Below are 18,509 nucleotides of genomic sequence, written 5' to 3'. Positions count from 1 at the left end.
GATGACCACGATTGATCCCATCACGGTAGAAGTCATCGGCTCGGCGCTGCAGTCCATCGTCGAGGAGATGGGCGAGGCGCTGGTGCGCGCCTCCTATTCCACCAACATCAAGGAACGCCGCGACTGCTCGACCGCGCTGTTCGACCGCCACGGCAACACGCTCTGCCAGGCCGAACATATCCCGATGCATCTCGGCTCCTTCCTAGGCGTCATCGGCGCGATCTATGGCCGCTTCAAGCTGGACGACATCAAGCCGGGCGATGTTTTCATGGCCAATGACGCCTATGCCGGCGGGGCGACCCACCTGCCGGATATCGTGCTCGCCGAGCCGATCTTCGTCGAGGGCACGCTGGTCGCCTGGGCGGTCAACACCGCCCACCATTCGGATTTCGCCGATCGCGGCCACGAACATATCTACCAGGAGGGGCTGCGCATTCCGCCGGTTCGTCTCTATCGCGAAGGCGTGCTGAACCAGGACCTGCAGGAGATGTTCCTGCTCAACTGCCAAGTTCCGCGCGAGCGCCTCTCCGACCTCAGGGCGCAGATGTCGGCCAACCGGCTCGCCGTCCAGCGTATGCAGGATCTCTGCGTCAAATACACGACCGAGAAGGTTCTGGCCGCCGGCGAGGCGCTGCAGGATTATGCCGAACGCAAGATGCGCGCCGGCATCGCCGCCATTCCGGACGGCACCTACAGCTTCTCCGACCAGTTCGATTCAAACCAGCGCGGCGACCGGATCAAGCTTTCGGTCGAGATCACTATCGCCGGCGAGGAAATGACGCTCGCCTTCGACGGCCCGCCGCAGTTCAGGGCCGGGCTGAACCTGATCTACACCTCGCTGCTGGCGGCGAGCTATTTCGCGGTGAAATCCGTCGTCGATCCGACGATCCTGCCCAATGCCGGCCTTGCCCGCCCGCTGACGGTGACGGCGCCGAAGGGCTCGATCCTCAATTGCGAGCATCCGGCGGCCGTCGATGGCCGTATCGCCGCCGCGCAACGGGTCTGCGACCTCGTCTATGGCGCGCTCGCCAAGGCGCTTCCCGGCAAGGTCATGGCGGCCGGCAATGGCTGCTGCACCGGCGCGATCTTCAATGGCACCCATGAGGACGGGTCGATCTGGGTCTATCTTGAGACCATCGGCGGCGGGGGCGGCGCGCGGCCGTCCTCCGACGGGCTCTCGGGCATCCATGTCAGCCTCACCAACACCTCGAACCTGCCGGTGGAATCGCTGGAGCTCGAATATCCGCTGACGCTGCTGCGCTACGAACTGGTGGATGATTCCGCCGGTGCCGGCACCTGGCGCGGCGGCATGGGCGTGCGCCGGGTCTACCGCGCGGAAAAGGCCTGCCGGTTCACCGTCGAGGGTTCGCGGGTGGCCTCCGAACCCTGGGGCCTTGATGGCGGCACCTCCGCCCGAGGCACCGTGCTCGACTTCGGCGACGGCCGCACGGATTTCGCCGGCATGGTCGACCTGAAGCCCGGCCAGATCGTCTCGATCACCACGCCCGGCGGCGGTGGTTACGGCGATCCGGCGGCCCGCGACCCGGCAGCCGTCCGGCGCGACCTCGCCGAAGGGCGCATCAGCCGGGCCACGGCGGAGCGCTTCTACAAGCAGTAAACGCCCGTCCGGCCTTTCATCCAATTTCCATCCTCGTCGCAGGCGGCAACGCCTGCGGACAGTGTTCCTTTGTCCTTCTCAAACCCAAACAGAACAGGAAAACACCATGGTCAAGATCACCAAAGTCAAATCCGGCTCCATCTTCGAAACCAAGGAAAGCTATTCGCGCATCGTCTGCGTCGATGACTGGATCTTCGTTTCCAACACCGCCGGCCGCAACTACAAGACCCGCGAAATGTCGACCGATCCGGTGGAGCAGGCCCGCCAGTGCTTCGACAATATCGAGGGCGCGCTGAAGTCGGTTGATTCCTGCCTTGCCGATGTCGTCCAGTCGAAAATCTTCATCCCTTACGTCGAGGATGCCAAGGCGGTGATGGAATATGTCGGCGAGCGCTTCCGCGGCATCGATCCGCAGCGCACCGTCACCTGCTCGCCGCTCGGCGCGCCGGATTTCAAGGTCGAGATCGAAGTCACCGCCTATCGCGGCGCCTCGAAGGCCGAAGTCGAGGAAATCACCATCTCGCTCGGCTGACGCATCCGTCAGAAAATCGCACTCGATTTTCCGAAGCCGCCGGACATGCGTCTGGCCAACGTTGTCGGGACCGCCGCGCCGCGCGCGGCGGTTCTGCTGCTGATCCTCGTTACCTCTGTGCCGTCGATTTCCGCGGGCCGCCTTACCGGCTTGCGCGTCCGGGTCACGCCGTGATTTTCAAAATCCTCCTCCTCCTGCAGCGTTTGCGAACCGCAAGGCCTTTCAGCTCTCAAACGCGCTGATCAACTCGCCGACCAGCGGGTTCGGGAAGCGTCGATGCAGGGTGATGGCGAAGAATTCTTCCCTGAGGCTCTCCAGCGTTCCGAGTTCGATGAGAGCGCCCGAGGCGAGTTCATCTCTCACGACAATCGGCGGGATGACCGCAAGACCGGCATTGGCGCGGGCCAGCAGGCGCAGCATGGCCATGTCATCGGCTTCGGCGGCAATCCGCGTGGAAATGCCGCGCTGCTCCACCAACGCATCGAAGGAGGCGCGCAGCGCCGATTCCGGCGTCGGCAGGATCAGCGGATGCACAGACAAAAGCTCCGGCAACGGCCGCCCCACCAGTTTGGATGCTGTCGGAGGCCCAATCAGGCTCACCGGTTGCGCCGACAGGGCGTGCACCAGATAGGGGCTGGATGCATCGCGCGCCGGCACGAGGTTTGTCAGCACCACATCGATCGACAGCGCTTCGAGCGCGCGCAGCAGCTCCGGCTGAGCGCCCGAGCGCAGCACCACCTCGACATCGGAGCGGTCGATCAGGGGTTCGATGAACCCGATCTGGAAGTTTCGGGAGAGCGTCGCCAGCGCGCCGACGCGCAAGGCCCGGCGCGCCGTTCCCGCGTTCCTCAGCGTGGCCGTCAGATCTTCCGCCGCCCGGAAGATCGCTTCGGCATGATCCAGCGCGATCCGGCCTGCCTCGGTCAGCACCAGCCCCCGGCCGCGTCGTTCGAAAAGGTCGTGGCCGAGAGCCGCTTCCAGCGTTCTGATCTGGGACGACAGGGCCGATTGCGAAAGGTTCAGGGCCCTTGCCGCCCCGGTCAGCGTGCCATCCCGGGCGACCGCCCGGAACAGTCTCAGGTGGTGGAGGTTCAAGGCCTTTCACTTTCATAAAACAGAACGTTTTCGAAGAATATATGTAATTTTTTCAATGAAAGCGAGGCGCTATATCGGCGGCATGTTCAATCGCCCGTGAGGTTTCCATGTCGCATCTCGTTTTTTGGCCGCTCCTGGCGCCGATCGTCTTGCTGGCCGCCGCCGCCATCGCGATCGTCCGACCCGGCCGCCGCCCGGGGTGGTATCCCACGCTCGCCGAGGCAACCGCGCTCGCCGCTTTCGGTTTCGCCCTGGCCGGCCTGGCACAGCTTCTGTTCTCCGGCCCCGCCACGGCCAGCCTTTTCAAGGGCCCGTTCATGCTTGCCGTCCGGCTCGATCCCGTCAGCGTGACGATGTCGCTGCTGGTGGCCTTCATCGGCTGGGTGGTGATGCGCTATTCGCGCCGTTACCTCGACGGCGAAGCGCGGGAGGGCCGGTTTCACGGCCTGATGCTGGCCGCTCTGGCGGCGGTTCAGATCGTTGTCCAGTCCGGAAGCCTGACGCTGCTTTTCCTCGGTTTCGTCGCTATCGGGATCTGCCTGAAAAAGCTGCTTCTGTTCTATCCGGAGCGTCCTGCCGCCCGGCGGGCCGCGGCGAAATTCGCACTCGTCTGGCATGCCGGCGATGTGGCGCTTTTCTGCGCCGCCGCCCTGTTCTTTGCCGGCACGGGGACGGTCGAACTCGGCGCGCTGTTTCAGACCGCCGGACCGCATTTGTCATTTACCGGGCATCTGGCCGTCGGTTGCCTCGTGCTGGCGGCAGCCCTGAAGGCTGCAACCTTCCCGCTGCACGGCTGGCTGACCGAGGTCATGGAGGCGCCGACGCCGGTTTCCGCCCTGCTTCACGCCGGCATCATCAATGCGGGCGGCTTCCTGCTGGTCCGGACGGCCGATCTCGTGCAGGCGAGCCCCGGCGCGATGGGCGTCGTCGTTGCCCTTGGCGGGTTGACCGCGCTTTTCGGCGCGGTGGTGATGCTGACGCAAAGCGCGGTCAAGACGGCGCTCGCCTGGTCGACGATCTCGCAGATGGGCTTCATGCTGCTGCAATGCGGTCTCGGCCTGTGGCCGCTGGCGCTTTTGCATATTGTCGCCCACTCGCTTTACAAGGCCCATGCCTTCCTGTCGTCGGGCGGGGCCGTCGCTGCCGTCGCCAACCTGCGCCGGCCGGGCCCGATCGCCATCCCGAGCGTTGCCAACGTCCTGCGGTCCTTTGCCATCGCGCTGGTCCTCTACGGCCTCGTGTCCGTCGTCTTCTCGCTGGCTGCCGGCCCGAAAACGCCGCAGGCGCTCGCCATCGGCGCGATGCTGATCTTCGGTGTCGCCTATCTGGTGGCCCAGGGGCTGGCCGACGCCGCGCCCGCGGAGCTGACATGGCGCACATCGCTTTCGGCGCTGTTCGTCGCACTTGCCTATTTCACCTTCCAGCAGATCGCAAAGCTGATGTGGGGCGCAAGCCTGCCGCATGCGCCGGTCGCAGGCCCGCTTGAATGGGCGCTGATCGTACTGGCCGTTGTGTCCTTCGGTCTGGTCGCCTTTGCCCAGGCGGTGTTCCCGCTCTGGGCGCACCATCCGTCCACGGCGGGGCTCAGGGTCCACATCGCGAACGGCCTTTATCTCAACGCGCTGCTCGACCGCTTCATCGGCGGCTATCGGCTCGCGAAATCCAGACAGTGAAAGGAATTTCCATGTTTATCGATCATGGTCACCGCGCCCCGCTTGAGGCGACGGACATTCTCGACGCGGGCATGCGGGCGATCCGGGCCGTTCCGCCGGCCTTCCCGCTGGAAGCGACGGTTGCGGTCAACCCGTTTCTCGGCCAGACCGGGCAGGATTTCGCCACGGCGTCCGCGCGCCTCGCGCGGTGCGCGGGCGCAAGCCTTACCCAGGCAAGGCAGTCCTACCAGGCGAACATCGCCTCGGGCGGCATTCGCGATGAAGATCTCCTCGCCGCGCTTCTCGCGAGCCCGGCCGCCGGCAAGCCGGACAGCCTCGCGCAACTGAAGGAAATGGCAAGCAAGGAGCGGCCCTTGCCAAGGCCCGTGCCGACGATTGCCGATCTGGCTGCCGAACTGTCCGGCATCGACTGGCCGGCGATCATTGAAAAGACGATCGGACTGTGGGCCGCCGGCTATTTCGATCGCGGACAGGCGCTCTGGTCGCCAGCGCCGAACCAGAGGGCATTCGCTGCCTGGCGGACCTGGGCGAGCCGCGACCTGACCCCGGAGATCGCCGGGCTTTCCGGCTTTTGCGCGCATGTGTCCGCAGCGCCCGATACGACGGAGCAGGCGATCCTCAGGGCCTGCGGCCGGCTGAAGGTCAATCCGCGAGTGGCGGAGTTTTTCTTCCATCGGCTGATCATGGATCTCGGCGGCTGGGCGCAGCATGCCCGCTGGCTGCTGTGGCGCGCCGAGCAGGACGGAACGTCCGACGAGACGCTGGGCGATCTGCTGGCCATTCGGCTGATCTGGGAAGATGCGCTGCTGGAGCGGTATCCGGAACTCACGGAAGACTTTCAGGCAACGCTTTCGGCGCATGCCGCGCCGCTTGCGCCCACGCAGGACCAGGTAATCGACGAGATCCTGCAGGACGCCTCGGAGCGGGCACATCTGCGCGCGCTCTCCGCGAGCCTTTCCGCAGCGAAGCCGCAGGCTGGCAACCGTCCGGTCCTGCAGGCGGCGTTCTGCATCGACGTGCGCTCGGAAGTGTTCCGGCGGGCGCTGGAAAACCAGAGCCCGGATATCGAGACGATCGGCTTTGCGGGCTTTTTCGGCCTGCCGGTTGCCCACCGGGACCATGGTTCGGATATCGAGGAAAGCCATCTTCCGGTACTGCTGAAACCTGCGCTGCGGTCGACCGGTCACGGCACTGCGGCGAGTGAAAACGAGACCCGCATCAAGGCGCGGACGATCCGGGCTCTCGGACGATTCCGCCAGGCGGCGGTCTCGTCCTTTGCCTATGTGGAAGCCGCCGGACCGTTTTATGCCGGCAAGCTGGTGAAGGACACGCTTGGCCTGGGCGGCAGGGGGGCTGCCTGCTGCCACTCCGCGCCGAAACTCGATCCTGAACTTACCGCTCAGGCGAAGGCCGCCACGGCAGCCGCCGTCCTGAAGGCGATGAGCCTGACGCGCAGTCACGCCCAAACGGTTCTGCTGGTCGGCCATGGCGCCAATGTCACGAACAATCCGCACAGGAGCGCCTATCACTGCGGGGCTTGCGGGGGCTATTCGGGCGAAGTCTCGGCAAGGCTGCTGGCCAGCCTGCTGAACGATGACGAGACCCGCGCAGGCCTGCCCGGTCACGGCATCGACCTGCCGCAAGACACCCGTTTTGTGGCCGCCTTGCATGATACGACGACGGATGAGATCACCGTGTTCGACGCAGATTTTCCGTCCGCAAAGGACCAGATGGGACCTGTTCGGACATGGCTGAGCCGCGCGGGCGCGCAGGCGCGCGCCGAAAGGGCCATCCGCCTGCCGGGCGCCAGCGCCCAGTCGATTTCGGCAAGGGCCGCCGATTGGTCGGAGATCAGACCCGAATGGGGCCTTGCCGGATGCGCCGCCTTCATCGCCGCGCCGCGCCATGTGACGGCCGGAGCCAACCTCGACGGACGCGCCTTTCTGCACAGCTATGACTGGCGGGCGGACGAGGACTTCAGGACGCTGGAACTGATCTTGACCGCTCCGGTGGTCGTCGCAAGCTGGATCAGTCTGCAATATTACGGCTCCACGGTTGCGCCGGAGGCCTTCGGCGGCGGCAACAAGCTGATCCACAACGTGGTCGGCGGCATTGGCGTGGTGGAGGGCAATGGCGGCCGCCTGCGGCCCGGCCTGCCGTGGCAGACCCTCCACAATGGCGAAAACCTGGAGCATGCGCCGCTCAGGCTATCCGTGCTGATCGAGGCCCCTGAGGAGGCAATTTCGTCTGTCCTCAATGTGCATCCCGAAGTCAGAGCGCTTTTTGAAAACCGTTGGCTGCACTTGCTCGCCTTGAAGGATGGGCGGATGGCAAGACGGTATCATCCAGGTGGCGTCTGGACGGAAGAAGGGGAGGTTGAGCAGGCGGCGTGAGCCCCGCCTCGTCGCTGGAGGGGGGCAGTAGCCAACCGTGCCGCCCGTCTCCGCTCTGTTGTTCGCAAGTCCTTTTTTATGAGTTCGCGGCGGCGGTCAACCTTCCCCGCCGCGACCATCATCCATCGAAACGGTGACGCTCGCGGGACAGCGGATGCCGCGCGCGATAGCCTCAGGCGCATTGCCAGGTGGAAGGGTATCGGAGGCATTTGCCGATACGGACATGCGATCGGAACAATCTGCCGTCCCGCCGGTTCAACTTATGAACCCCGCTGCGTGAGCGCGGCGCACGCACAGCTATCCTCCACGAGTGAGCGACATTATGCCCGAAGACGGCAAAGGCCGCGAAAACCGAATACAGCTTATGGGCTGGGCGATTGCCATTGTGGTTCTGCTGGCAGGCGGCGCCGTCGTCGCCTTCAGTTTCTTCTGGTCCTCGGACGAGACCCAGGCGGAGGCGCCGGCCGCCCCGCTGGTCAGGGTCGCCAGCCCCGTCGAACTGAACCAGCCGTTGACGATCTCGCAAACGGCGCTGGTCCGTTCGGGCACTGAGGTGGTCCTGGCACCTGAGGTTGGCGGACGCATCGAAAGGATCGGCGAAAATTTCGCGGCAGGCGGGCGACTGGCCGAGGGCGATCTCGTCATCGAGCTCGATGATGCCCGTTTCCGATCCGATCTGCAGGCTGCACAGGCGGCTGTTGAAGAGGCCGAGGCGAGCCTCGATGAAGCCCGCGCCGATCTCGATCGTCAGAACCAGCTTGCCGAGCGCGGCGCAACGCCGGAAGCCACGACCGAGGATGCCGCCGCACGGGTCAAACGCGCCCGCGCCAGCCTGTCTTCGGCGCGCGCGCAACGCCAAAGCGCTGAGATCGCGCTCGACGATACGCGCCTGGAAGCGCCGTTTCCCGCCGTCGTGCTGAGCGCCGATGCGGCGCGGGGCCAACTGGTCAGCGCCGGCACAAGCGTCGGCACGGCTGCGCTCGCGGGATATGCGGAGGCGGCTGTCGGGCTCTCCGAACGCGATTTCGCGCTTCTGGGCGGCGAGGCCGCGCTTCTGGGCAAGCCTGTCGGCATCCGCCCCGTGCGGGCTGAGGGCGAAGTCAAAGACGTTCGGATCGGCACGGTCACGGCCGTCATTCCGCGCATTGAATCATCTGCCAGAACCACCGAGGTCATCGTCAGCATCCGCAATCCCTTCGCCGCCGACGAAGGCGCGACGGCGCTCAGGATCGGAGAGGTCGTTCGCGTCCATTTCGCCCTTCCCGATGAAGAGAGCCCTTTCGCTGCCCCGTCAGGCGTGGTGCAGGCCGGCCAGCAGGTCTGGGGCGTTGACAGCGACAACAGGCTGGTTCGGCTGGAGGCGGAAGTGCGCCGCCGGATCGAAGGCGCGGTCTTGCTAAGCGGCGATCTTGAGGGACGACGTTTGTTGCTGACGCCGGTCGACACGCCTGTCGACGGGCTGAAGGTGAGGGTCGACGGCGATAAGCCGGTCACCGTCGGCGATCTCTCCGACCCGGTCGCGGACCGGATCGCGTCGGCCCCATCAGGTCTCGTCGACGTGCCGGATGACATCGCGTCCGGCGCGGCGTCCTCCGCCGCAGGCGCAACCGCAACCGGCGGCAACAATGCCGCCGGCGCTAATACGGCAGGTGGCGCGGCGCAATGAACTGGCTGATCAGACGCGTTTTCGAGACGGGCGTTTTTGCAAATCTTCTTCTGGTCGGTCTGGTTGCGGCGGGGCTTCTGTCGCTCGCCACGCTGACGGTCAAGAACTTTCCCGACCTTTCGACCGGAACCATCAGCATCACCGTCACCTATCCGGGCGCAACGGCCCAGGATGTTTCTGATTCCGTCGTCGAGCCGATCGAATCGGCGATCCGCAGCATCGAGGGCATCCGCAAGATCACCGCCACGGCGAGCGAAGGACAGGCAAGGGTGATCGCGGACCTGACGCGCGGGGCGGACCCCGAGACGGTGAAGGACGATATCCAGACCGAGGTCCGAAGTCTCACATCACTTCCTCAATCCGCCGAAGAACCGGTGATTGTCGAGGTCGAGCCGGAGGAACTCGCGATACAGTTCGCCCTTTCCGGAGATCTGTCTGCGGATACGCTGAAGGCGATCGCCGTTTCCGCGCGCGAGGACCTTCAGGCCATCGATGGCATATCGCAGGTGAGGATCAGCGGCGCGCCGGAGGATCGTATTTCGGTCGAGGTGCCGCAGGCGCAGCTTCTCGCCTATGGCACGACGCTCGGCGCGCTCGCCGAGCGCATCGGCAATGCGACCGCCGACTATTCCGCCGGAACGCTTGACGGGCCGGAGGACCGCGTTTCGGTGCGCACCGCCGGCGAACGCGATACCGGGGCGGCGATCGGGGAGATCGTGATGTTTTCCTCGCCGGCCGGCGCGCAGGTGCGGCTTGACGATTTCGCTGAAATTTCCGACGGGCTTGCCGAAGACCCCGTTCTGGCCGAGATCGACGGCAAGCCTGCCGTCTTCGTCAATGTTTTCCGTGCCGGAAGCGAACCGCTGCTCAACATCGTCAGCCTGACGCAGGATTATCTCGAAAACGAGCTCGAACCGCGCCTGCCGGAAACCGTGACGCTCACCGAGTGGCGCAATCAGGCAACGTCGCTTCAGGGCCGGATCGACCTCCTGGTCAAGAACGGCATCATCGGCGCGGCGCTGATCCTGGTCATCCTGACGCTGGCGCTCGATATCCGCATCGCAGCCTGGGTGTCGGTCGGCATCGCCGTGTCCTTCATCGGCACCTTCGCGCTGATGGCCTTGTTCGGCGTCAGCATCAGCCAGCTTTCACTGTTTGCCTTCATCCTCTCGCTTGGCATCGTGGTCGATGACGCCATCGTGGTCGGCGAAGCCATCTATACCGAGCGGCAGTCCGGCAAATCCGGCCCGGAGGCGGCCATCGACGGAACGCTCCGAATGGCGCGGCCGGTTTTCTTTTCGGTGGCGACAACCGTCCTCGCCTTCGTGCCGCTTCTGTTCATTCCGGGCCTTTCCGGCTCCTTCCTCGCGCCGGTGGCCGCCGTGGTCATCATGGTTCTCGGTCTGTCGCTGGTCGAGAGCTTCTTCGTGCTTCCCACGCATCTCTCCCATCTGCGCTCCGGCGAGCCGCGCCGGTTTTCGCCAAGACGTCTGGCCGATCCGCTGCGCCGGCAGGTCGGCGGGCGGATCGACAGCTTTGCCGATACCCGTTTTCGCCGGGTCGCCGAAACGGTCGACCGTCATCCAGGCCCGACGCTGGTGCTCTGCCTCGGCCTGCTGCTTGCCTCGCTGGCGCCGCTGACGCTCGGTTTCGTCCGTTTCGTGTTCTTTCCCGACATCGAAGGAAATTTCGTCTCCGCCGAACTGCAGATGAGCGATGGCACATCCGTGGCGGCCACGCGCGCGCAAGCCGAACAGCTGGCAGCGGCGATGGACCGGGCGGCCGGCCAACTGGCCGAGCAGACCGGAGAGGATGCGAGCGATATTCGCCAGGCAAGCGCCATCCTGATCGGCGTACCCTCTGTTTCCGGCGGTCCGCCGGGCGGGACGGAAAGTACAGCCGCCAGCACGGCGCGCGTCGAGGTCAAGATCGCCGATGCCGAGACCCGCGACTTTTCCGCAGGCGAACTGGTCGATCTCTGGCGCGCCGAGGCGGGCGAGATCGCCGGCGCGCGCTCGCTGAGTTTTTCCACCAGTGAGGTCGGCATCGGCGCCGATATCGTCCTCAATATTGCCGCCGGAACGCCGGAGGCGCGCGCAGCCGCGGTCGACCGGATCAGGAGCGCGCTCGTTGAAAAAGCCGGCGTCACCGCCGTCAGGGACAGCCGGGGCTCATCCTCCGAAGAAGTCGTCGCCACGCTTTTCGATCAGGGCCAGGCGCTTGGCGTTGAACTGAGCTCGGTGGCGCGCGGGCTTCGCAACGCGCTGTTCGGCGCGGTGGCCACGGAGTTCCAACGCAACCGCGAAGAGGTGGAGGTGCGCGTGCGCCTGCCGGCATCGGACCGCGCAACCATCGCCGATCTTCAGGACCTGCGGCTGCCGGCCGAGGGCGGGCTGGTTCCGATCGGCACGGTGGCCGACCTCGCCTTCCAGCCGGCGCCATCGACGATCACAAGGATCGACGGCAGTCGCGTGACCACGGTCACCGCCGATGTCACGGGCGGCTCGACCACCGGCAGTGAAGTGACGGATCAATTGATGACGGAAACCGTGCCACAACTGCGCCGGGATTATCCGGGTCTCGAAATCACGCTGGGCGGCGAGCAGGAGGAGCAGAGCCGCTTCGCGCCGGCGCTGCTGCGCAATGCTGTCCTCGCGCTTTTGGGAATTTACGCCCTTCTGACGCTGGCTTTTGGTTCCTATACGCGCCCGCTGATCCTGCTGACGGTTCTGCCCTTCGGTCTCGTCGGCACCATACTCGGGCACTGGGCGCTGGGGCTTGAACTGACGCTCCTGTCGATGTTCGGCCTCATCGGACTGATGGGCATTCTTCTGAACAACGCCCTGCTTCTGGTCATTCGCACTTTCGAGTGCGCCGAAAGCGGCAGTTCCAGGCCGGTGGTTGATGCCATGGTGGAGCGCCTGAGGCCGATCATCCTGACGACGGTGACGACGTTCCTTGGCGTCACGCCGCTCATTCTGGAAACCAGCCTGCAGGCCCAGTTCCTGATTCCGACAGCGGTCGCGCTCGGCTTCGGCATCCTTGTCGGCTCGTTCTTCACCCTCGCCGTCGTCCCGGCCGTCAGCGTGCTCTATCTGAGGCTTTCCGATCATGGAAAGGGGAAGGGCGCAATCGACGCTTCCTGACTGAGCGCCGCCATGCGCCCGCAAGAAGGTGGCCAAAAAGGTATCGATCGTAGGGCCCAATGTGGCATCTGGGCGATAAAACCTGCCGGCCTGGCGCGCGTGGATTTATGTCGTTGTTCGCGGAAGGCGTTGACAAGCTCACACATCCGGCGCAACTTTGGCGCGCTCACCCGGGGGGTCCCGACAAGGGGCTGAGATACTGCTGGCTTTCGCAGCGCAGTGACCCGATGAACCTGATCCAGTTCACACTGGCGTAGGGATGGTGCATCGGCTGCGCGGGATAAAGCCCGCTGTTCCTTTCAGGCGCAGTATGCGCGGCCTCCTCCATTCAACGTCGAACTGGGTCTCCAACGCCAAGAGCTATGGAGGCTCCGACCGATGCAAGACTTATCTCCGACCGTTACCAAAGGCCCGCTGCCGGCATCTCGTCGCGTCTGGCACAAGGGCGTGCTGCACGCCGGTATCCGCGTGCCGATGCGCGAGATCGATGTTCACCCGAGCGCCGGCGAACCGCCCGTCACCGTCTATGACAGTTCCGGCCCCTATACCGATCCGGATGCCGCCTTTACCATCGAGGGCGGTCTGCCGCGCCTGCGCGAAGACTGGATTACCGCGCGCGGCGACACGCAGGCCTATGACGGCCGCCATGTGAAGCCCGAGGATAACGGCTTTGCCGAGGGCAAGCGGCTGGTGCCGGAGTTTCCCGTGCGCCATCAGCCGCGCCGCGCCACGGAAGGCAAGGCCGTAACCCAGATGGCCTATGCCCGCGCCGGGATCGTGACGCCCGAAATGGAGTTCGTCGCGATCCGGGAAAATCTCGGCCGCCGGGCCGCGAAAGAGGCTTTGGCGCGTGACGGCGAGAGTTTCGGCGCCGAAATCCCCGATTTCATCACGCCCGAATTCGTCCGCGATGAAATTGCGAAGGGCAGGGCGATCATCCCCGCCAACATCAACCATCCCGAGGCCGAGCCGATGGTGATCGGGCGGAATTTTCTGGTGAAGATCAACGCCAATATCGGCAATTCCGCCGTGACCTCCTCCATGGCCGAGGAAGTGGAAAAGATGGTCTGGGCCACGCGCTGGGGCGCCGATACGGTGATGGACCTGTCCACCGGCCGCAACATTCACAATATCCGCGACTGGATCATCCGCAATTCGCCGGTGCCGATCGGCACGGTGCCGCTCTATCAGGCGCTGGAAAAGGTCGGCGGTATTGCTGAAGACTTAAGCTGGGAAGTCTTCCGCGACACGCTGATCGAGCAGGCCGAACAGGGGGTAGATTACTTCACCATCCATGCCGGCGTCAGGCTGCATATGATCCCGATGACGGTGGGCCGGGTGACCGGCATCGTTTCGCGCGGCGGCTCGATCATGGCCAAATGGTGCCTGCACCACCACCGCGAGAGCTTTCTCTACGAGCATTTCGACGAGATCTGCGATATTGCCCGCGCTTATGACGTGTCGTTCTCGCTCGGCGATGGGTTGCGGCCCGGCTCTATTGCCGATGCCAATGACGAGGCGCAGTTTGCCGAACTGGAAACGCTGGGCGAACTGACGCAGATTGCCTGGGCGAAGGATTGCCAGGTGATGATCGAGGGGCCCGGCCATGTGCCGATGCACAAGATCAAGGCGAACATGGACAAGCAGCTTGAGACCTGCGGCGAGGCGCCGTTCTACACGCTCGGGCCGCTGACCACCGATATCGCGCCGGGTTACGACCACATCACCTCCGGTATCGGCGCGGCGATGATCGGCTGGTTCGGCACGGCGATGCTCTGCTATGTGACGCCGAAGGAACATCTCGGCTTGCCCGACCGCGACGATGTGAAGACCGGGGTGATCACCTACAAGATCGCCGCCCATGCCGCCGATCTCGCCAAGGGGCATCCGGCGGCGCGCATCCGCGACGACGCGCTGTCGCGTGCGCGCTTCGAGTTCCGCTGGGAGGACCAGTTCAACCTCTCGCTCGATCCGGAAACCGCGCGGTCCATGCATGACGAGACCTTGCCGAAGGAGGCGCACAAGGTCGCGCATTTCTGTTCGATGTGCGGGCCGAAATTCTGCTCGATGCGTATCTCCCATGACATCCGCGCCGAGGCCCAGAAGGAGGGCATGGCGAAGATGGCGGAGAAATTCCGCGAGGGCGGGGCGCTTTATGTTCCGCTCGAAAGCGAGGAGGAGGCGTGAGCGGGGCAGACGAGACTGTCGAAACCTATCGTCAGACGGTGCCTTGCGGGCTCCGCTCACGCTTGCGTTCCGCCGGCGCCGTCACGGTCTCCTTTTCGCTGCGGGCGCCCTACCGGCGTGAGCCGCCATCGCCGAAACGCTGCATGTACCATTCGGGATGGTTCAGCGCATGGAAGCCGACTTTGGCGTAAACGCCATGCGCGTCCCGGGTCGCGAGCATCCAGCTTTTAACGGTCTGGAGTCGCGGCTGGGCGATCGCGCTCTCGGCTAGCCAAAGGCCGAGGCCGCGCCCGCGGTGAGCCGCGTCGACGAAGACGTCCCTGATATAGGCGAACACGGCATAATCGGTGACGATGCGGGCAAAGCCGACCTGAGCGCCGGCGGCGTCATAGAGCCCCAGCACCTCGGAGTGCTTCAACGCCTCGGCAACCAGCGCCGGGTCCGTGCCCTTGGACCAGTAGGCCTCTTTGGTCAGAAAATCGATGACGTAGTCGCGATCGATCTTCGCCGGGTCCGACGAAATCAGATAGTCGCTTCGCTTCGCCTGGAAATGGAAATTGTCACCGCCCGATATACCCCATCCGCCCGTCCTTCGTTTTCGCGTTTTCCGCCCTCAGGTCGCCGGAATCTCCGTAAACGACCCCTTTCGACAGCTTCGGAATATCGCGCCGGTTTTGGCAATTGCCGCGCGATTTTTCTCCGGCCGCAATCCGGCGGGAGGCGTTGTCGCAAAACTGAAACAGCTCTCTGGTTAGGTGCGCGTTGCCTATCGCCAATGTGATTCCGCAGTCGCGGAAGCCGGAGTTTCTTGATGTCCCGTTTGCCCCATTCCCGCATGTCTTCCATCCGAAACAGACGCACGCTGTTCATGCTGAGCGCGAGCGTCTTCGTGCTGGGCGGCCTGTCTGTCATGGCGACGGCCGAGGCTGCGGATTTCACCGTTCCGCCCGCTTCCGGCTCGCAGACCGTTTCGGGCGACGACAGGGGCGTGATCGAGGCCGGCGCGACGCTTGAGGCGACGGACGATCAGGCGATCCTCTGGGAAGGGGCCGCGACCGGCGACGGCATTTCCATCGTCAATCACGGTACGATCGACGGCAAGAAGGAACGGGCCATCGACACCGAGGACGACGTCAGCGGCCGTTTCACGCTCACCAATACCGGCACGATCACGTCAAAGAAAGCCGATGCCTTCCGCGTCGACAGCGCGCTGGAGAACGGCGCGGTGACCGTCGACAATAGCGGCACCATCACCACGGATGGCGGCCAGGCGCTTGACTTCAACAGCGCCACAGCCGAAAGCGCGGTCGTCGACATCGTGAACCGCGCCGATGCGATCATCACGTCGAGCGATACCGATGCCATCCGTCTGGGGGCCGGCACGATAACGCTCGTCAATGACGGCACGATTTCGACAACGAAGGCGGACAAGCGCGCCATTTCCTTCGATGACGACGAGAATTTCGAGGCGCTTGCCTCCTTCTCGCTCACCAATGGCGCGTCCGGCGTGATCACCGCCACAGACGACGCGTTGAAGATCAAGGCCGACAAGGACAGCAGCCACGCGGCGATTATCACCATCGACAATGCCGGCGAGATCTTCTCGTCCGATGGCGGCCAGGCGCTCGACCTTGCCGATATCATCGCCGCCGGTTCGACCATCACCATCACGAACAGGCAGACCGGGACGATCTCGGCCGCCGACAATGACGGCATCAAGGCCGGCAACGGCACCATTGTCGAAAATTACGGGCTGATCCGCAGCGATTATGACGAAGGCGAGGCGAGCGATCAGAACAACAGCGCCCTCAAGCTCGACAATGACGATGCCGACGGCATGGCGCTCGCCGTCAACAATTACGCCGGCGCAATGATTACCGGCGCCTATCACGGCGTCAAGGCGTCCGGCGAAAACGACGTCCTGACGGTTACCAACGCCGCTGGCGGCACGATTGCGGGCCGCAACGGCTCCGGCGTGAATTCCAACGGCTCCGGCAGCATCGTCAATTACGGCCTGATTTCCGGAACGTTCGACCCAGCCGCCGATTTCGGCGACGGCGATGGCGTCGACTTCGACCATCGCGGCGAGTTCTATAATTATGGCCAGATCCGCGGCCTCGGTTCCAAGGGCACCAAGGGCGGAGAGACCAGGCCGAGCACCAGCGAGGCGATCGCGACCGGCGGCGGCATCATTGTCAATGGCAGCGCGGATCACACCGAGGCGCTGATTTCCGGCGCCGATAACGGCATTCTCGACGACAACAGTAATAATGGCGATGCCTTCTCTGCGCTGATCGTCACCAATTACGGCACGATCGAAGGCAAGAACGGTTTCGGCATCAAGATGGTCAATGATGCCGGCACGTTCGGCAATACGGTGATCAATTACGGCACGATCTCTGGCACGGAATACGCCGTCTCGATGGGCAATGGCGATGACCGCTTTGTCTATCAGGCCGGCAGCAGCGTGATCGGCTATGTCGATGCCGAAGGCGGGACCGACACATTCGAGTTCGGCGCGCGCGACGGCGCGTTCGACCTCGGCCTTCTCGGCAGCGCCGCCACCTATCGCAATTTCGAGGCGCTTGCCTTCGCGGCGGGCTCGAACTGGACGCTGTCCGGCGAGACGGAAATCGCGTCGAACATGACGCTTGCTGGCGCGACGCTGAGGCTTGACGGCTCGCTTGCCAATGTGGCGCTTGACATGCGTTCGGGCGCGTGGCTTGCGGGCAATGGCACGATCGGCGACCTGACGGTTGGCGACGGCGCGACCGTTTCGCCCGGTAATTCGATCGGCCTGATCAGTGTTGCGGGCGATGTCAGCTTCGCGCCCGGCTCGACGCTGATCATTGAGACTGACGGCGTTTCGGGCACCGCCGACCGGGTGGCCGCGACCGGCAGCGCCACGCTTTCGGGCGGTACCCTGTCGCTGATGATGGCCGATCCGGCCGCCAACTGGAGCAGCGCCTACACCGTTCTGACGGCCGATGGCGGCGTGACCGGAAGCTTTGACAGCGTGTCCTCCAATGCCGGCTCGACCTTCCTTGCGACCGGGGTTGATTATGGCGCGACCGCCGTGACCGTGCAGATGACGCGCAACAATGTCGCCTTCGCCGACTACGCGGTGACGGCCAATGAAAAGGCCGCCGCCAATGCGCTGGATGCCCTTCCGCAGTCGAGCGCTCTCTACGGCGCGGTCGTTGTGCAGGATGGCCCCGGTGCGACAGAGGCGTTTGACGCGCTGTCTGGCGATATCCACGCAAGCCTCAAGACCGGCATGATCGAGGACAGCCGCTATCTCCGCGCCGCGGCCCTCTCGCGCCTGGATGATGCCACGGGCGCGCCGGGTTTCTGGCTGCAGCCCTTCGGCGGCTGGGGCATGACGGATGGCGACGGCAATGCGCGCGGGCTTGACCGCAGCACCGGCGGCGTTCTTGGCGGCGGCGACTTTGCCCTTGGCGACAACGCTCGCGCTGGCGTCATCGCCGGTTACCAGTCATCGCGTTATGAGGAAGACGGCAGCGCTGCCAAGGCGACAGCCGATACCTTTCTGCTCGGCGTCTATGGCGGCGGCGAATGGCTGGGCTTCGGCCTCAGCGCCGGCGCGGCCTATGGCTGGTCCACGGTCGATACCGCCCGCACGGCGGCGTTCCCGGGCTTTTCCGAATACCTTTCCGGCTCGACCGATGCGGGCACGGCGCAAATCTTCGGCGAAGCCAGCTACATGTTCGATATGGGTGCGGCAACGCTTCAGCCCTTCGCCAATCTCGCCTATGTCAACCTGCATACGGACGGCTACACTGAAACCGGCGGGTCGGCAGCGCTGGCGGTTGCCTCCGGCAACACCGACACCACGTTCTCGACGCTTGGCCTGCGCGCTTCCACCGATTTCGAGATCGCCAATGGCGGCTCCGCCAGCCTTTCCGGCATGATTGGCTGGCGTCATGCCTTCGGCACAACGGTGCCGACGGCCGCGAACAGTTTCGCCGGCGGCATGCCCTTCGTCGTCGAAGGCGCGCCGATCGCCGAAAACGCGGCCGTTGTCGAGGCCGGCCTCGATTTCGACCTCGGCGCCTTCGGCAAGGATGGCAAGGGGCGGGCCGCGCTCGGCGTGTTCTACGCCGGCCAGTTCGGCGACGGCTCCAGCGACAATTCGGTTCAGGGCCGGCTCACGCTCACCTTCTGAGCTGAGCGATCCG

At 64.7% G+C, this 18,509-nt stretch carries 11 protein-coding genes and 1 riboswitch; of the genes, 9 read left to right on the top strand and 2 right to left on the bottom strand.

Annotated features, from left to right (window positions below):
• Position 1: 1 nt before the first annotated feature.
• The 3 genes from V6767_RS09385 (at position 2) to V6767_RS09375 (ending at position 2,324) form a co-directional block, all read left to right on the top strand.
• The gene (locus V6767_RS09385; RefSeq protein ID WP_448473232.1) at positions 2-1,618 is read left to right on the top strand and encodes a hydantoinase B/oxoprolinase family protein; all 1,617 of its coding nucleotides are present in this window, start codon (positions 2-4) and stop codon (positions 1,616-1,618) included.
• A 106-nt stretch (positions 1,619-1,724) separates the two neighbouring features.
• Positions 1,725-2,150: a RidA family protein gene (locus V6767_RS09380; RefSeq protein ID WP_448468042.1), complete on the top strand. Its 426-nt coding sequence runs from the start codon at positions 1,725-1,727 to the stop codon at positions 2,148-2,150.
• A gap of 45 nt (positions 2,151-2,195) precedes the next feature.
• Positions 2,196-2,324, top strand: coding sequence for a hypothetical protein (locus V6767_RS09375; protein ID WP_448473231.1), 129 nt, complete (start codon positions 2,196-2,198; stop codon positions 2,322-2,324).
• Between the two features lie 48 nt (positions 2,325-2,372).
• Here the strand turns inward: V6767_RS09375 and V6767_RS09370 are convergent, their stop codons facing one another.
• Complete coding sequence (locus V6767_RS09370; protein WP_448473230.1) at positions 2,373-3,245, bottom strand: LysR family transcriptional regulator; 873 nt, start codon at positions 3,243-3,245, stop codon at positions 2,373-2,375.
• Positions 3,246-3,352: 107 nt separating this feature from the next.
• On the opposite strand from V6767_RS09370, the gene V6767_RS09365 reads away from it, so the two are divergent.
• From V6767_RS09365 to thiC, 5 genes are all read left to right on the top strand, one after another.
• Entirely contained in the window at positions 3,353-4,918 is a 1,566-nt protein-coding gene (locus V6767_RS09365) for a proton-conducting transporter transmembrane domain-containing protein (protein ID WP_448473229.1), read from the top strand.
• A gap of 11 nt (positions 4,919-4,929) precedes the next feature.
• Positions 4,930-7,311, top strand: a complete 2,382-nt coding sequence (locus V6767_RS09360) for a YbcC family protein (protein ID WP_448473228.1) — start codon at positions 4,930-4,932, stop codon at positions 7,309-7,311.
• Between the two features lie 322 nt (positions 7,312-7,633).
• On the top strand, positions 7,634-8,977 hold the full coding sequence (locus V6767_RS09355) for an efflux RND transporter periplasmic adaptor subunit (protein WP_448473227.1): 1,344 nt from the start codon (positions 7,634-7,636) through the stop codon (positions 8,975-8,977).
• Positions 8,974-12,123 carry an efflux RND transporter permease subunit gene (locus tag V6767_RS09350; RefSeq protein WP_448473226.1) on the top strand — a complete coding sequence of 1,050 codons (3,150 nt, stop codon included), beginning with the start codon at positions 8,974-8,976 and terminating at the stop codon, positions 12,121-12,123. The genes V6767_RS09355 and V6767_RS09350 overlap by 4 nt, the downstream gene beginning before the upstream one ends.
• A 161-nt stretch (positions 12,124-12,284) precedes the next feature.
• A riboswitch (TPP riboswitch) is annotated at positions 12,285-12,401 on the top strand.
• Between the two features lie 100 nt (positions 12,402-12,501).
• Positions 12,502-14,310 carry a phosphomethylpyrimidine synthase ThiC gene (thiC, locus tag V6767_RS09345; RefSeq protein ID WP_448473225.1) on the top strand — a complete coding sequence of 603 codons (1,809 nt, stop codon included), beginning with the start codon at positions 12,502-12,504 and terminating at the stop codon, positions 14,308-14,310.
• A gap of 109 nt (positions 14,311-14,419) precedes the next feature.
• Here the strand turns inward: thiC and V6767_RS09340 are convergent, their stop codons facing one another.
• Positions 14,420-14,728 (bottom strand): GNAT family N-acetyltransferase, encoded by a 309-nt coding sequence (locus V6767_RS09340; protein ID WP_448473224.1) that lies wholly within the window; start codon positions 14,726-14,728, stop codon positions 14,420-14,422.
• A gap of 393 nt (positions 14,729-15,121) precedes the next feature.
• On the opposite strand from V6767_RS09340, the gene V6767_RS09335 reads away from it, so the two are divergent.
• Positions 15,122-18,496, top strand: coding sequence for an autotransporter outer membrane beta-barrel domain-containing protein (locus tag V6767_RS09335; protein WP_448473223.1), 3,375 nt, complete (start codon positions 15,122-15,124; stop codon positions 18,494-18,496).
• Positions 18,497-18,509 lie beyond the last annotated feature (13 nt).

The sequence above is a fragment of the Martelella sp. FLE1502 genome, assembly GCF_053484255.1.
This window is presented reverse-complemented; position numbering and strand designations above follow the sequence as displayed.

What these genes read in the sequence shown, in the direction of transcription:
- thiC (WP_448473225.1), top strand. Translation starts at nt 12,502, where the DNA reads ATGCAAGACTTATCTCCGACCGTTACCAAAGGCCCGCTGCCGGCATCT.
- V6767_RS09365 (WP_448473229.1), top strand. Translation starts at nt 3,353, where the DNA reads ATGTCGCATCTCGTTTTTTGGCCGCTCCTGGCGCCGATCGTCTTGCTG.
- V6767_RS09375 (WP_448473231.1), top strand. Translation starts at nt 2,196, where the DNA reads ATGCGTCTGGCCAACGTTGTCGGGACCGCCGCGCCGCGCGCGGCGGTT.
- V6767_RS09385 (WP_448473232.1), top strand. Translation starts at nt 2, where the DNA reads ATGACCACGATTGATCCCATCACGGTAGAAGTCATCGGCTCGGCGCTG.
- V6767_RS09360 (WP_448473228.1), top strand. Translation starts at nt 4,930, where the DNA reads ATGTTTATCGATCATGGTCACCGCGCCCCGCTTGAGGCGACGGACATT.
- V6767_RS09380 (WP_448468042.1), top strand. Translation starts at nt 1,725, where the DNA reads ATGGTCAAGATCACCAAAGTCAAATCCGGCTCCATCTTCGAAACCAAG.
- V6767_RS09335 (WP_448473223.1), top strand. Translation starts at nt 15,122, where the DNA reads ATGTCCCGTTTGCCCCATTCCCGCATGTCTTCCATCCGAAACAGACGC.
- V6767_RS09350 (WP_448473226.1), top strand. Translation starts at nt 8,974, where the DNA reads ATGAACTGGCTGATCAGACGCGTTTTCGAGACGGGCGTTTTTGCAAAT.
- V6767_RS09355 (WP_448473227.1), top strand. Translation starts at nt 7,634, where the DNA reads ATGCCCGAAGACGGCAAAGGCCGCGAAAACCGAATACAGCTTATGGGC.